This window comes from Salinisphaera sp., assembly GCF_002729955.1.
In the GTDB taxonomy this organism is placed as follows: domain Bacteria; phylum Pseudomonadota; class Gammaproteobacteria; order Nevskiales; family Salinisphaeraceae; genus Salinisphaera.
Window position 1 is genome coordinate 16,379 of sequence record NZ_PBYA01000004.1, and the last position, 13,552, is coordinate 29,930.

At 65.2% G+C, this 13,552-nt stretch carries 14 protein-coding genes; 6 read left to right on the forward strand and 8 right to left on the reverse strand.

The window, feature by feature from the left end; genetic code table 11:
- Positions 1-443 precede the first annotated feature (443 nt).
- Positions 444-3,596: a pitrilysin family protein gene (locus CMN27_RS00715; protein WP_293623478.1), complete on the forward strand. Its 3,153-nt coding sequence runs from the start codon at positions 444-446 to the stop codon at positions 3,594-3,596.
- A 4-nt stretch (positions 3,597-3,600) separates the two neighbouring features.
- Entirely contained in the window at positions 3,601-4,725 is a 1,125-nt protein-coding gene (locus tag CMN27_RS00720; RefSeq protein ID WP_293623479.1) for a hypothetical protein, read from the forward strand.
- Between the two features lie 172 nt (positions 4,726-4,897).
- Here CMN27_RS00720 and CMN27_RS00725 read toward each other — a convergent pair whose 3' ends face one another.
- On the reverse strand, positions 4,898-5,221 hold the full coding sequence (locus CMN27_RS00725; RefSeq protein ID WP_293623480.1) for a hypothetical protein: 324 nt from the start codon (positions 5,219-5,221) through the stop codon (positions 4,898-4,900).
- A gap of 102 nt (positions 5,222-5,323) precedes the next feature.
- Between CMN27_RS00725 and CMN27_RS00730 the strand changes: the two genes are divergently transcribed.
- Positions 5,324-5,644 (forward strand): DUF2007 domain-containing protein, encoded by a 321-nt coding sequence (locus CMN27_RS00730; protein ID WP_293623481.1) that lies wholly within the window; start codon positions 5,324-5,326, stop codon positions 5,642-5,644.
- Positions 5,645-5,652: 8 nt separating this feature from the next.
- Positions 5,653-6,099 (forward strand): tRNA (cytidine(34)-2'-O)-methyltransferase, encoded by a 447-nt coding sequence (locus tag CMN27_RS00735; protein WP_293623482.1) that lies wholly within the window; start codon positions 5,653-5,655, stop codon positions 6,097-6,099.
- Between the two features lie 39 nt (positions 6,100-6,138).
- On the opposite strand, the gene CMN27_RS00740 is transcribed toward CMN27_RS00735, so the two are convergent.
- From CMN27_RS00740 to CMN27_RS00760, 5 genes are all read right to left on the reverse strand, one after another.
- Complete coding sequence (locus CMN27_RS00740; protein ID WP_293623483.1) at positions 6,139-6,834, reverse strand: HAD-IB family hydrolase; 696 nt, start codon at positions 6,832-6,834, stop codon at positions 6,139-6,141.
- Positions 6,834-7,454 carry a CDP-alcohol phosphatidyltransferase family protein gene (locus tag CMN27_RS00745; protein ID WP_293623484.1) on the reverse strand — a complete coding sequence of 207 codons (621 nt, stop codon included), beginning with the start codon at positions 7,452-7,454 and terminating at the stop codon, positions 6,834-6,836. Before CMN27_RS00745 ends, CMN27_RS00740 begins: the two co-directional genes overlap by 1 nt.
- Before the next feature lie 82 nt (positions 7,455-7,536).
- Positions 7,537-8,559 (reverse strand): NAD(P)H-dependent glycerol-3-phosphate dehydrogenase, encoded by a 1,023-nt coding sequence (locus tag CMN27_RS00750; protein WP_293623485.1) that lies wholly within the window; start codon positions 8,557-8,559, stop codon positions 7,537-7,539.
- 47 nt (positions 8,560-8,606) lie between these two features.
- Positions 8,607-9,101 carry a protein-export chaperone SecB gene (gene secB, locus CMN27_RS00755; protein ID WP_293623486.1) on the reverse strand — a complete coding sequence of 165 codons (495 nt, stop codon included), beginning with the start codon at positions 9,099-9,101 and terminating at the stop codon, positions 8,607-8,609.
- Between the two features lie 43 nt (positions 9,102-9,144).
- A complete protein-coding gene (locus CMN27_RS00760; protein ID WP_293623487.1) occupies positions 9,145-9,576 on the reverse strand; it encodes a rhodanese-like domain-containing protein in 432 nt (143 codons plus the stop codon).
- A gap of 232 nt (positions 9,577-9,808) precedes the next feature.
- Here CMN27_RS00760 and CMN27_RS00765 point away from each other — a divergent pair, with 232 nt between their 5' ends.
- Both CMN27_RS00765 and CMN27_RS00770 read left to right on the forward strand, forming a co-directional pair.
- Positions 9,809-10,966, forward strand: coding sequence for a peptidoglycan DD-metalloendopeptidase family protein (locus tag CMN27_RS00765; RefSeq protein ID WP_293623488.1), 1,158 nt, complete (start codon positions 9,809-9,811; stop codon positions 10,964-10,966).
- 120 nt (positions 10,967-11,086) lie between these two features.
- Complete coding sequence (locus CMN27_RS00770) at positions 11,087-12,418, forward strand: S41 family peptidase (RefSeq protein WP_293623489.1); 1,332 nt, start codon at positions 11,087-11,089, stop codon at positions 12,416-12,418.
- Positions 12,419-12,456: 38 nt separating this feature from the next.
- On the opposite strand, the gene CMN27_RS00775 is transcribed toward CMN27_RS00770, so the two are convergent.
- Both CMN27_RS00775 and CMN27_RS00780 read right to left on the reverse strand, forming a co-directional pair.
- A complete protein-coding gene (locus CMN27_RS00775; protein ID WP_293623490.1) occupies positions 12,457-13,038 on the reverse strand; it encodes a GNAT family protein in 582 nt (193 codons plus the stop codon).
- Positions 13,038-13,544 (reverse strand): GNAT family N-acetyltransferase, encoded by a 507-nt coding sequence (locus CMN27_RS00780; protein ID WP_293623491.1) that lies wholly within the window; start codon positions 13,542-13,544, stop codon positions 13,038-13,040. Before CMN27_RS00780 ends, CMN27_RS00775 begins: the two co-directional genes overlap by 1 nt.
- Positions 13,545-13,552: the final 8 nt, after the last annotated feature.

The following is a 13,552-nucleotide window of genomic DNA, read 5'->3' on the forward strand; positions in this document are numbered from 1 at the left end:
GCACCATTGTACGGTGTCCACCTGTCTGGCGATGCCCACGTCCGTGCCCGCGCTCGCCGAATAGACGCTGCTTACGCTGCTTGAAGTTGCCGCCCGGCGACGGCCATGCACCCTCTGCCTGCACTGTCTAACCAAAAGACAGCATTGTCGGACCTGCGACGAGTGCGACCCGCCACTGGATCGCCATGCCGCTGGACCGGGCGGCCCGGCACCGGCGCAACGGCCACGTATCGATCTAAGGCCGGTGCCTTATCGTCGCCATGCCCCGTCCGAGCCTGCCAAACCCGATAGCCGGGTATCGGCGATTAATAGCTATCGCCACATAAAAACCCAGCCCGGGTTCACGACGTACATAGCCTCTGACGTTCGGGTGCTTGTACCCGATCACCCTGATAAGCTCGCGGCAGTGCGCGCAGCCGCTTATTCAAAAGGACCGACTCTTCATGCGGATACGAATCCTGTTTTGCCTGGCGTTGGCAACCGCTGTCCTGGCGACCGGCTGCGACGATACGAACACCGGCAATTCGAGCGACGACCGTAACTTTTTCGAACGTGCCTGGGCCAAGGTCGAAAACGGCTTTTCCGATCAATCCGCCCCGCCGCCGACCGGCCAGACGACTGGCCAGATGGCCGACTCCGCAACAGGTGCCGACACCCCCGCTGACGAAATCACGCCCGCAGGCGATACCAGCGAAGAGGTGCCGGACAGCGACAGCAATAACGCCGACACCGACGCCGGCCCCGTAGCGAGCACCGATACCGACACCCCGCCGGCCAGCGTCGACGCCGAGCCCGCCGACGATGCGGCCACGGCGCAACAGGAGCCAGCCCGCAAGCAGGCCGCCGCGGATAACGGCAGCGCGAAAGATCAGAGCATCGATATCCCCGAAGTGGATATCCCCTACAAGAAGTACGTGCTGGACAACGGCCTGACGCTGATCGTGCATAGCGATCACAAGACCCCGATCGTGGCGGTCAACATCTGGTATCACGTTGGCTCCAAGAACGAAGGCCCTGGTCAGCAGGGCTTTGCCCATCTTTTCGAGCATCTGATGTTCCAGGGCAGCGAGCACTGGCAGGGTGAGTATTTCGAGCCGTTCGAGCGCGCCGGCGCGACCGATATGAACGGCACCACCAACGTCGACCGCACCAACTATTTCGCCAGCGTGCCCACCGCCGCCCTCGATATGGCGTTGTGGATGGAATCGGATCGCATGGGCCATTTCCTGGGCGCCATCGATCAGAACCTGCTCGAGGAGCAGCGCGGCGTCGTACTCAACGAAAAACGCCAGGGCGAGAACCAGCCCTACGGCCAGGTCTTCGACACCATCCCGCCCAACACCTACCCGGCCGGACACCCCTATTCCTGGTCGACCATCGGCTCGGAGGCGGACCTTAACGCTGCCTCGCTTGAAGACGTGAAGAGCTGGTTCAAGACCTATTACGGCCCCTCGAATGCCGTGCTGGTGCTGGCCGGCGATATCGACCCGGAACAGGCACGCGCCAAGGTCGAGAAATACTTCGGCAGCATCAACCCCGGCCCGCCGGTATCGCAGCAGAAACGCTGGGTGGCGCGCATGAGCGGTGAGCACCGCCAGGTCATGTACGACCGCGTGCCGCAGGCGCGTCTGTACAAGGTCTGGAATATTCCGCCCACCGGCGCCCCCGATACCACGCGCCTGCAGATTGCCGCCGATCTACTGGCCGGCTCCAAGAACAGCCCGCTCTACAAGACGCTGGTCTACGACAAGCAGATCGCCACCGACGTGTCGGCGTTCGTCTGGGACAAGGAGATCGGCTCGCAATTCATCGTCAGCGCAACGGCGCGCCCCGGCGTGGACCTCGACGAGATCGAGCGCGTGCTCGACAAGCAGATGCGCTCTTTCATCAACGAGGGCCCGCCCGCCGACGCCGTCAACCGTGCGCGCGCACGCTTTGGCGCCTCGTTCGTACGCGGTATCGAAAGCGTGGGCGGCCTGGGCGGCAAGGCCGATATCCTCGCCCAGGGCGAGATCTATGAAAACGACCCGGCCGCCTACAAACAAGAGCTGGAGATCCTGCGCAACGCCAGCCCCGACGATATCCGCATGGCGGCCTCGCGCTGGCTGTCGGACGGCGTGTATGTGCTCTCGGTCGAGCCCTTCGGCGACCGCAAGGCCAGCGGCGAAGACGTCGACCGTTCCCAACTGCCGGACGTGGGCGATACGCCGGCGCTGGATCTGCCCGATGTTCAGCATGCCACCCTGTCGAACGGCCTGAAGATCCGTCTGGCCGAACGCCACAACGCGCCGACCGTGGAAATGCGCATGGTCTTCGATGCCGGCTATGCGGCCGACCCGGCCGATGCCCCGGGCACCGCCAGCCTGGCCATGGCCATGCTCGACGAAGGCACGGACAGCCGCGACGCGCTGGCTATCAGCGCCGACCTGGACCGGCTCGGCGCCAATCTCGGCACCAGCACGTCGCTCGACTCCTCGTCGCTGAGCCTCTCGATGCTCAGTAACACCATCGACGATGCGCTCGATATCTATGCCGACGTGATCCGCAACGCCGAGTTTCCCGCCAACGAGTTCGAGCGCCTGCAGAAACAGCGGCTGGCGGGTATTGCCCAGGAAAAACGCAAGCCCACGAGTCTGGCGCTACGTACGCTCGGGCCGCTGCTCTACGGCAAGGATCACGCCTACGGTATTCCGCTGACAGGCAGCGGCACCCTGGCGTCAGTGAAGAACATGAAGGTTGAGGATATCCGGCGCTTTGCCGACACCTGGCTGCGCCCGGACAACGCCACGCTGGTGGTGGTCGGCGACACCACCATGGACGAGCTCAAGCCCATGCTCGAAGCGCATCTGGGCGACTGGCAGGCCGCGAGCGACGCGCCGCGTCCGGACAAGCGCCTGCCCGAGGTCACCCCGCCAGAAGAAACCCATATCTATCTGGTCGATCGCCCGGGCAGCAATCAGGCCACGGTGATCGCCGGCAATGTCGCGCCGCCCAAATCCAGCGATCAGGACGTCGCCATGGAAACGGTGAACGCGGTCCTGGGCGGCATGTTCAATTCGCGCCTGAACCTGAATCTGCGCGAAGACAAGCACTGGTCGTATGGCGCGCGCAGCCTGCTCATGGACGCCCGCGCCCAGCAGCCGTTCGTGGCCTACGCTGCCGTACAGATCGACAAGACCGCCCCCGCCATGCAGGAAATGCGTAACGAGCTGACCGCGATCCGCAACGGTCGCCCGGTGAGCGAGAGCGAACGCTCGGCCGCCCAGGCCAACCTCACCCGCAGCCTGCCCGGCGAGAACGAAACGACGTCGGCCCTGGCCTCGACGCTGACCGACTCGGTCGTGTTCGATCTGCCGGACGATTACTATGAGGACTATGTCCGCCGTATCCGCGATCTGGACGACCCGGCGCTGGCGACAGCCGCGCAGGCGATGATCGATACGGACGGGCTGACCTGGGTCGTGGTGGGCGATCTCAAACAGATCGAAACCGCCATCCGCGAGCTCGGATGGGGTAAAGTCCGAGTCGTAGATCCGACGACACTCGAAACGTCGGTTGATGATGATGTCGAGGGGAATGGGGACAACGATGAATAGGCTGATGTGGAGTCGCTTGACCGCGACACTGGTGCTGGCTGTCTGCGCAACGCAGGCGCTGGCCGCAGTCGAACGCGAAGACATCATCGTCATGGGCGCCGACGGGCTGCATTTCACCAGCTACAAGACGCTGCGCTCGGATCTGGCCGAGCGCGTGCTCTATCTGGGCCCGGACGAAGCCCCGCAGGATGCGGTGTTCATCGTGCCCGCCGATTACGAGTCCACCCCGCTCGACGATGGCGGCACCCGCCTGCATTTCAAAAGCGGCAGCTTCGCGCTCATGAATACCGGCGCCTTCGATGCCGAAGTCGAGCGCAACGACAACAACGTTTTCGTATTCAACAGCTGGGACGGCGTCACCCGCAGCGACGGACATCTGGGCAAATGGAACGCGCCCGATGATTTCGCGTCGTTCTCCTATACCTGGGTGCTGCCGCGCAATATCGATATCCTCGCCTATGAGGCCAACCGCACCGGCACCTGGGAAAAACGCGAGAACACGCTCAACTGGACCGGCAAGCAGGTCAACGATATCGCCTTCACGATTCGTTACCGCGTGAACCCGGCCGAGGGCCCGGCGTCCGGCAGTGCCACAGCGCCTGTCGCCGAGCGTCGGCCCGCGGCGCCGGCCCAGCCCGCGCCGAAGCGCCGCGACCTGGCTATAACCCAACTCCAGACCTCGCCCTCGCGTGGCTTCGACAATACGCCGTCGCAGCCGGCCCAGCCCCCGGCACAAAGCCAGGCGCCGCGCCAGCCGGCGGCACCGCCCGCGCCCAGTGCCGGCGACGGTGAGCCGGGCCGCGTTGCACTCATGGACGTGGTCGAACTCGACCAGGGGCGCCCGCAGGTCACCTCGACGGGTCAACGCCAGCTGCGGCGTCTGGCCGGGGTATTGGCCAACGACCAGACACGTCGCGTTGTCGTCTACGGCCCTGCGTTCAGCGACAGCCGCGACACCGGCGGCTCGGTCGCCCAGGCCGCTCGTATCTCGGACTACCTGACCGCGCACGGTGTCTCGGAAAGCAAGATCGACATCCGGCCCGGCGAGCGAAGCGACGATGCGGACAGCCGCCGCGTCGAGATCGCCGTCACCCCAGGGGGCCTGCTCGACGATTTCTCGCCCAACTAGACGCGCGGGCGCGGCCGACACGCAGGCGCGGGCGTGACCGACCTTCGGGCGGCACGCCTACGCAGGCGGTAACCCACACGGCAAAACGAAAACTGCGAGCACAAAAAAGCCGGCCTCGAACGAGGCCGGCTTTTACAATCCTGCGGGCAGCGCTGCCAACTGACAGCGCGATTTAACGCTCGGGGCTGCTCGCCTGAAAGTTGCCCAGCGGCCGTACGAACGTGTACTTGCCGGGCTCCACGACGAGCCGATCGGCCGCATCGCCGGTATTCATGCCCAGCAACGAGAACGGCAGGGAGACCACGAACAGGCCGGTGCCAACCGCGGTGGCGGCCAGGCTGACCGGGCGTACCAACAGCATATCGACGCCCATGGCGGCTGCAGACGGTGTGCCGGGCTCGGCATAATCATCGATGGCGGCTGCCGGATTGGCGAGGCCAAGCCCCAGCGCGGCCACTACGACAATCAGCGCGCGGCGCGCAGAGAAAACGCTCATGATCCTAACCCCCATCAAATACGGTCGGCTCACATTAGCAAAGCCCCCGCGCAAGTCAATTGATCAGGCGCGGTCGGCGGCCACGGGCCGACAAACGGCGTCATGAGCGCCCGCGAAGTCTATCTGGCGGCCGACCCGGTCAATGCCGAGATCGCCAAGGACGTGCTGGTCAACCACGGCATTGCCGCCCATGTGCGCAGCCAGCACCTGTGGGGCGGCATGGGCGAGTTGCCGGCCAATGTCTATCCCAGCGTCTGGGTGGATGAGGCCGACGACTACGACGCAGCGCGCGCGCTCATTGTCGATTTCGAGCGCGGTGCGCTCAACGACGGCCGCCCCTGGCAATGCCCGGCCTGCGGCGAATATCTCGATGCGCAGTTTGAGCAATGCTGGAACTGCGAAACCCTGAAACCGGCCGATTGAGCCTGCCCATGCATATCGTTCTGCACCAGCCCGAAATCCCGCCCAACACGGGCAACGTCATTCGCCTGTGCGTGAACGTCGGCGCTACGCTGCACCTGATTCATCCGCTGGGTTTTTCCATCGACGACAAGCATATGCGCCGTGCCGGGCTGGACTATCGCGAGCGCGCGGTCATTCACGAATGGGATGATTTCGATGCCTGGCGCACAGCCTACCCCCAGGCCCGCGTGTTCGCGGCGACGAAACGGGGCAGCACGCGCTACGACGAGGTTCGCTATCGGCCCGACGATGCCCTGCTGTTCGGCTGCGAAACCCGGGGCCTGCCCCCGGCGCTGGTCGAGGGCGCAGAAGCGGCCATCTATCTGCCCATGCAGGCCGGCAATCGCAGCCTGAACCTGTCCAACAGCGTGGCCGTGATCACCTTCGAGGCCTGGCGCCAGCTCGGTTTTGCCTAGCCTCGTCGGTGTGCCATATCCAGCAACAGCCGCGCCGAATCAGTAGCGCGGCCCGTGCTCCTGGGCATCGGCCTTGCCGGGCGCGGTGATGCGATCCAGCATCACTTCCCAACCGGCGCCCTCGGCGGCTTCGCTCAGGCGCTTGTCGGGCTGTACCGCGACGGCCTCCTCGACCACGCGAAACAGATGCGCGTCAGTGATCGAATCGCCAAAGGCAACCGCCGTGGCCAGCGGCAGATCGGTCTGGCGGGCCAGCGCTTCGGCCGCATCGATCTTGGTGGGCCCGTAGGGATGGCGTACCGGCGGTGCGCCGGTGTAGCGGTCGTCGCTGACCGCACACAGCGAGGCATGGGCGTATTCCACGTCCAGGGCGTCGGCCAGCGCATCGGCAATGAACTGGGGCGTGCCGGACAGCAGGGCGACGCGATCACCTGCGGCCTGATGGGCGCGCAGGCGTTCGACGGCCGGCGCATACAGCGAAGGCGCCAGCCGCTCGGCGACGAAGTCGCGGGCCAGGGCCGCGATTTCGGCCTTGCCGTGGCCGCTCAGGTAGGCCTTGTTCTTCTGCATGACGTGGCGGCCATAGCGCGGAAAGTAGCGCAGGCAAAACCAGGCAAATGCCAGGAGCTGGCGCAGGCCAAGCGCACCGCGATCCCATAGATAGCGGGCAAAGCGGGCCTCGGAACTCGCGCCCGGCACGAGCGTGCCGTCAATATCGAACAGGACCAGACGCATCAGCCACGCCCCGTCGGCGCGCCGGGCCGCTCGTTGACACAGAACTCGATGATGACCGGCAGGCCGCGGGCGATACAGATCGCCGCCGAGGCCCAGGCCAGCGCCGTACCCACGCCCACGCAGAACCAGCCGTAGTTGGCCCAGAACTCGGGCGCCAGGAAGGGAAACGGCTGCCAGAACAGAATCCAGGCAAAGGCCACCGCCTTGAGCACGGCATAGAAGCCACGCATGAAGCGCCCGGCCACCAGAAAACGCCCGATCGGCGACTGCATCATGTCAAAGGCGGCCGTGCCCGAGGCCGCGCCCTTGCTGCGAATCGCATCGACCAGATTGCCGCGAATGATGAACAGCAGCGGAATCCATACGCCGATGAAGCCCAGATGGGCGAGCACCACCCAGAGCACCGTTTCCACGATGCGATCGATGGCGATATCGAAGGTCGCACCAAACAGTGACTCTTCGTTGTACTTGCGCGCCACCCAGCCATCGACCCCGTCGAGGGCGATGATGAACACGGTCAGCGGCGCATTGACCAGCTGCAGTGCGGGCACACCGGAATAGATGATGCCCAGCAGCACGAAAAGCAGCAGGAAACGGCCGAAAGTTACCCAGTTCGCCATGGCGCGGTCGTCTTTGGATGAATTCTTGGTGCGGTCACGGAACACGCAACGGCAAGGACACGCCATTGCCGAATGTCATATTTTAGTCTTTTTCGGACCGGAAGGGTCGATCCGTCAGTTTACGCACCGCATCTCGCGGCGCGACGTCTTCATGCAGTACGCGAAATGCCTGTGTTGCGATGGGCATTTCCACGCCAAGCTGCTGGGCGATGCGATAGACCTCCCGGGCCACACGTACGCCTTCGACCACCTGCTGGATCTCGCGCTGTGCGCCTTCCACATCGTTGCCGGCCGCCAGGGCCAGGCCCATGCGGCGGTTGCGCGACTGATCGTCGGTGCAAGTCAGCAACAGATCGCCCAGCCCGGCCATGCCGGTGAAGGTGGTGCGCTCGCCGCCCATCTTTTCGCCCAGGCGCATCATTTCCGACAGGCCCCGGGTAATCAAAAGCGCACGCGCATTCGCGCCATAGCCGAGCCCGTCGGATATGCCCACGGCAATCGCCAGCACGTTCTTGACCGCCCCGCCCACGCCGACACCGATCACGTCGCGGGTGGTGTATACGCGAAACACGCCGTCGTGGAACGCCCCGGCCATGTCGCGGGCAAAGGCGTCGTCATGCGAGGCAATTGTCACGGCGGTGGGCATGCCCTGGCCGACTTCGCCGGCAAAGCTCGGCCCCGAGAGCACAGCGGTCACCCGATCCGCGCCCAGCGTTTCCGCAGCCACCTGATCGGGCAGCTTGGCCGACTGGGGCTCGAGCCCCTTCGTGGCCCAGATCACGCGGCGCTGTTCGCCCAGAAGCGGCGCCAGGCGCTCAAGCGTTTCGCGCAGTGCATGGCTGGGCACCACCACCAGCACATCGTCGGCAGCCTCGACGGCCCGGGTCATGTCCGCTTCGGGGGTGAGCGACTCGGGCAACGGGCAGCCCGGCAGATAACGCCGGTTCTCGCGGTCGGCTGCCATCGCCGCGATGGCATCGCCGTCGCGGGCCCACAGCGGCACCCGGTTGCCGTTGCGCGCGAGCTGAATAGCCAGCGCGGTGCCCCAGGAGCCAGCGCCCAGAACGGCGATACAGCGGCCGGTCGCTTCGCGCGCAGCGCTCATGACGGGTTAGGGCGTGTCGTCATAGTCATATCTCATGACGCCACGCCCTAATGCGTGGCGTCGCCGACTTCGGTCGGCCCGCCTTCGCTGCGCTGATGCTGGGCATAGAGCCGATCGAAATTGACCGGCTGCAGCAGAAAATGCGGGAAACCCGCGCGCTGCACCATGTCGCCCACGCTTTCGCGAATATAGGGGAACAGGATCGACGGGCAGTAGGCGCCCAGCAGATGTCCACGCTCGGCGTCATCGTCGAAGCCGTCGATCTGGAACACGCCGGCCTGCTGCACCTCCACGATATAGGCAGTGCGCTCGCCCTGCTTGGCGGTGACGGTCACCGTGAGCGTGACCTGATGCGTTTCCCGGCTGAGGTTCTCGATACGCGTGTTCAGGTCGACGTTGACCTCCGGCTGGTATTGCTCGGTAAACACGCGCGGGCCGTTGGGCACCTCGATGGATGCGTCACGGATATAGATCTTCTGTAGCGCGACCTGGCGCTGGGCTTCGCCGTTTTCGCTGGCCTGCTGGCCGTTGTCCTCTGCCATCTCGCCTCCTCGTTGCCTTGAATTACTGTCGCCCGGGCCAGCGCTACTTGCTGGTCACCGGCATGCCGTCGCCCTGCCAGGCATTGATGCCGCCCTTGAGCGCATAGGCCCGCGTATAGCCGAGCTTGCGCAGCTTGGCCACCGCCTGCGGGGCCACGTTGCCGATGCCGCAATAGCAGATGATCGTACGATCGGTGTTCTTGCTGATTTCCTTGGCGCGTTCCTCGATGCCCGCCATCGGTACATGCTTGGCATTGAGGATATGGCTTTTCTTGAAATCCGCCGCCGAGCGCGTATCCACCACGATCGCATCCTCGGTGTTCATCAACCGCACCGCTTCGTTGGCGGGAATCGGCTTGTGTCCCTTGACGGTACGCAGCGCCTCGTTGACCGCCAGCGCGATCAGCACCAGAACCAGCGCACTCCACAGATAGGGGTGGTTGGTGATGAATTCCTGTATCTGCTCCAGACTCATGGCGTGTACGGTCCCAGTCGGCCGCTTCGGGCCGGTGAATTCACGATCGAGAGATGCGCAAGCTGCGCGTCGCGCCGCGATTATTGCATACCGGGCGCTCCGCTCGCCGCCAAAGGCGACGAACGACCGCGTTAATCGAGGGCAGGCCCGACCTGCGCGTGCCGTGATAACGACCTGCCCCGCGAGCCACGCAGGGCATGACGGCTTGGCAGCAGACCCATACACTAGCCGCATGCGCGTAGTTGTTCTTGCCGGCGTCTGCCTGCTCGCTTTCGCTGTGGCCAGCCCCGGGCTGGCCCAGAGCGGCGATGCGCGCTCGCAAAGCACGCGCGCCGAGCTGGATGCGCTACGCGATCGTATCGACAACGTGCGCCAGCAGATCGCCCAGGACAAAAGCCAGCGCAGCGATCTGTCGAGCCGGCTCGCCCAGGCCGAAGCCGATATCAGCGCCGCCTCCAAACGCCTGCGCGAACTGGACGACAAGATTGCCGAGGCGCGCGAGCGCGTGGCCGATCTCACCCGCCGCCGCGACCGCGAACGCCGGGATCTCGGCAAGCAGCTGGACGTCCTGCGAGAACAGGTGCGCGCGGCCCATGCCAGCGGCCAGATGGACAAAATGCGCCTGCTGTTGTCGGGCCAGTCGCCGGAAAAGCTGGGCCGGATGCTTGTCTACTACGAATATTTCGCCAACGCGCGCACCGAGCAGGTGACCGCGTTGCGCAGCGCGCTCGCCGATCTGGCCGTGCGCCAGAACGCGCTGGAAAACGAACAGGACGAACTCACACGCCAGCGCGAGGCACGCGAGTCGACCCTGGCCAGCCTCAAGGCCAACCAGGCCGAGCGCGAACAGGCCATCGCCACGCTCGACAGCCAGCTATCGAACAAGCAGGCCACCCTGTCGGAAATGAAGGCCGACGAACAACGCCTGCGCAGCCTCATGGGCCGGCTGCGCAACCAGCTGTCGGACCTGCCGCCGGAACCGGCTGACGATACCGCCTTCGGTCAGCTCAAGGGGCGCATGCAGCCGCCGGTCGACGGCCCGGTGCTGGCGCGCTTTGGCACCACCAAGGCCGGCGGGCCCCTCAAATGGCAGGGCGAATGGCTGGGCGCGGCCGCCGGCACGCCGGTGCGCGCGGTGGCGCCGGGGCGGGTGGTCTACGTGGGCTATATGCACCGCTATGGCCTGATCGTGGTCGTCGATCACGGCAACGACTACTACACGCTCTATGGCCATGCCGAGAGCACGTATGTCGAAGTCGGCGACCGTGTCGAGCAGGGCCAGGCGGTGGCCAAGGCCGGGCACAGCGGCGGGCACAGTCAGGACGGCGCCTATTTCGAGCTGCGCCGCGGACGTACGCCGATCAACCCGGCAAGCTGGCTGGCCGGCTGAAGCAACCGGGACAAGCCCACGATATGCTATCTTTTCCGCTGCATTATTCCCGCATTTGTCGTTGATTATCGACGCGCGGTTCGCGCGTGCGGGTGGGGTCGTCCCAGGGAGTCCGGATTCATGCGATCGAAAACCCGCAGCTCGCTGCTGATTGCGCTGGGCGTGGTCATCGGCGTGATCGTGAGCGTTGCCCAAGGCGGCCTGGCCGATCGCGGCAATGGCGACACCAACGACAGCGTCGAGTCCCAGGGCCTGCCCCTGGATGAACTGCGTACGTTCGTCGAGATCCTCAACCGGGTGAAGCAGGGCTATGTCGAGGACGTCTCCGACCAGGCGCTGCTGGAAAACTCCATCCGCGGCATGCTCGACGGCCTGGATCCGCATTCGGCCTACCTGAACGCCGAGGAATTCAAGGAGATCTCGATCTCCACCTCGGGCAAGTTCGGCGGCCTCGGTATCGAAGTGCAGATGGCCAACGGCTTCGTGAAGGTCGTCGCGCCCATCGACGATACCCCCGCCAGCAAGGCCAATATCCAGGCCGGCGATCTGATCATTCGTATCGACGATCAGGCGGTCAAGGGCATGAGCCTGATGGACGCGGTCAAGGCCATGCGCGGCGATGCCGGCAGCGAAGTCACGCTCACCCTTCTGCGCGAAGAGCGCGACGAGCCGTTCAAGGTCACGCTCAAGCGCGCCGTGATCCGCGTCGAGAGCGTGAAATCGCGCATGCTCGACCGCGGCTACGGCTATGTGCGTATCACCCAGTTCTCCAGCCAGACCGGCGACAGCCTCAAGCGCGAAATCTCCGACCTGAAGGACGAGGCCGAAGGCCCGCTGCGCGGCATCGTGCTCGATCTGCGCAACAACCCCGGCGGCGTGCTCAGCTCGGCCGTGGACGTGGCCGATACCTTCATCAACGCCGGCGATATCGTCTCGATTCGCGGGCGCGCACCCAACACCGATCAACAGTTCGCCGCTACCCCGGGCGACATGCTCGACGGCGCGCCGATCGTGGTGCTGGTCAACGAAGGTTCGGCTTCGGCCTCGGAAATCGTCGCCGGCGCGCTGCAGGACGACAACCGGGCCGTGATCATGGGCAATCGCACCTTCGGCAAGGGCTCGGTGCAGACCATCGTGCCGCTGGCCAACGGAGCGGCGCTGAAGCTCACCACCGCGCGCTACTACACCCCCAGCGGGCGTTCGATTCAGGCCGAGGGCATCGAGCCGGACGTGGGCATACAGAACGTCAACGTCACCGCCGCGGAATCGAGCAACGTCACGCCCTTCTCGGAGGCCGATCTGGCCGGCGCGCTGTCCAACGACACCCGCGACAGCCAGCGCGTGCCGGGCCCCTCGGATGCTGCCGGCAGCGGCGATCTTGCCCAGACGGACTATCCGCTCTACGAAGCGCTCAACCTGCTCAAGGGCCTGCACATCCTGCGCAATCGCTAGGGAAGCTCTGCAAACCTGTCGCGGTCGCGCCGGCGTGCTCAGGCATCGCCGGCCAGGCGTGAACGCAGGTTCGCGCGTACGGCCGGCCATTCGGGCGTGATGATCGAGTAGACCGCAGTATCGCGCAGGGTGCCATCGGCACGGATCTGGTGACTGCGCAGCACCCCGTCCTGCTTGGCGCCCAGCCGTTCGATGGCCCGCCTGGACGCGGTATTCATGCTGTGGGTGCGAAACTCCGCCGCGATGGCCTCGTTATCGTCGAACAGATACGACAGCAGCAGATACTTGCTTTCGCTGTTGATGGCGGTACGGCGTACACGCGCGGCATACCAGGTATAACCAATCAACGCCCGACGATTGCCCGCATCCACGCCATAAAAGCGCGTGGTGCCGACGATCTCGCCGCCGCGTTCGCGCACCACGAACGCACGCTGATCCGTGCTGGCCAGCGCGGTCTCGACATAGGCACGCATTTGCTGCGGGCTCGGCACATCGGCCACCCACAGCCGCCAGGCTTCGCCATCGCGCACGGCCGTGCACAGCGCATCGACATGCTCGTGCGCCAGCGGCTCGAGTACGACGTGTTCGCCCTGCAGGCGTGTGCTATCCAGCCATCCCATCACAAACTCTCATCGATGCCGATCGGTGCCCAGCGAAGCACGAAGTGCGTTCGATTGCGACTGGTTTCCACGAAACCCAGCCGCTGATAGAACACCCGTGCGCGCTCGTTGCAGCGAAACACCTTGAGCGTGACCGCACAGCGCGCCTGCGCTGCCTGCGTTTGCATATGGCGCAGCAGACGAGTGCCGGTGCCCTGCCCACGGCTGCCCGGCCTGAGCACGATATTGGCCAGATGCAGCGCCTGGCTTCGACGCTGGGTCTGGATATAGCCCACCGCTCGGCTGCCGTCTTCAGTGCGTTGCATGACCACCCGGGGCGTGAGCGCAGCGAACAGTCGCTCGAAATCCCGCTGCTGCCAGCTTTCATCCCAGCCCCAGAGCGTTTCGATATACGCGCGGTACGCCTCAGTCTGCCAGCGAAACAGAATCGGCCGGTCGATGGCATCCGCCACGCGCAGCCAGAGCGTGTCGTCGATCGGCCCCGCCGCCAGCGCCGATCCAGGCATTCAGCTAG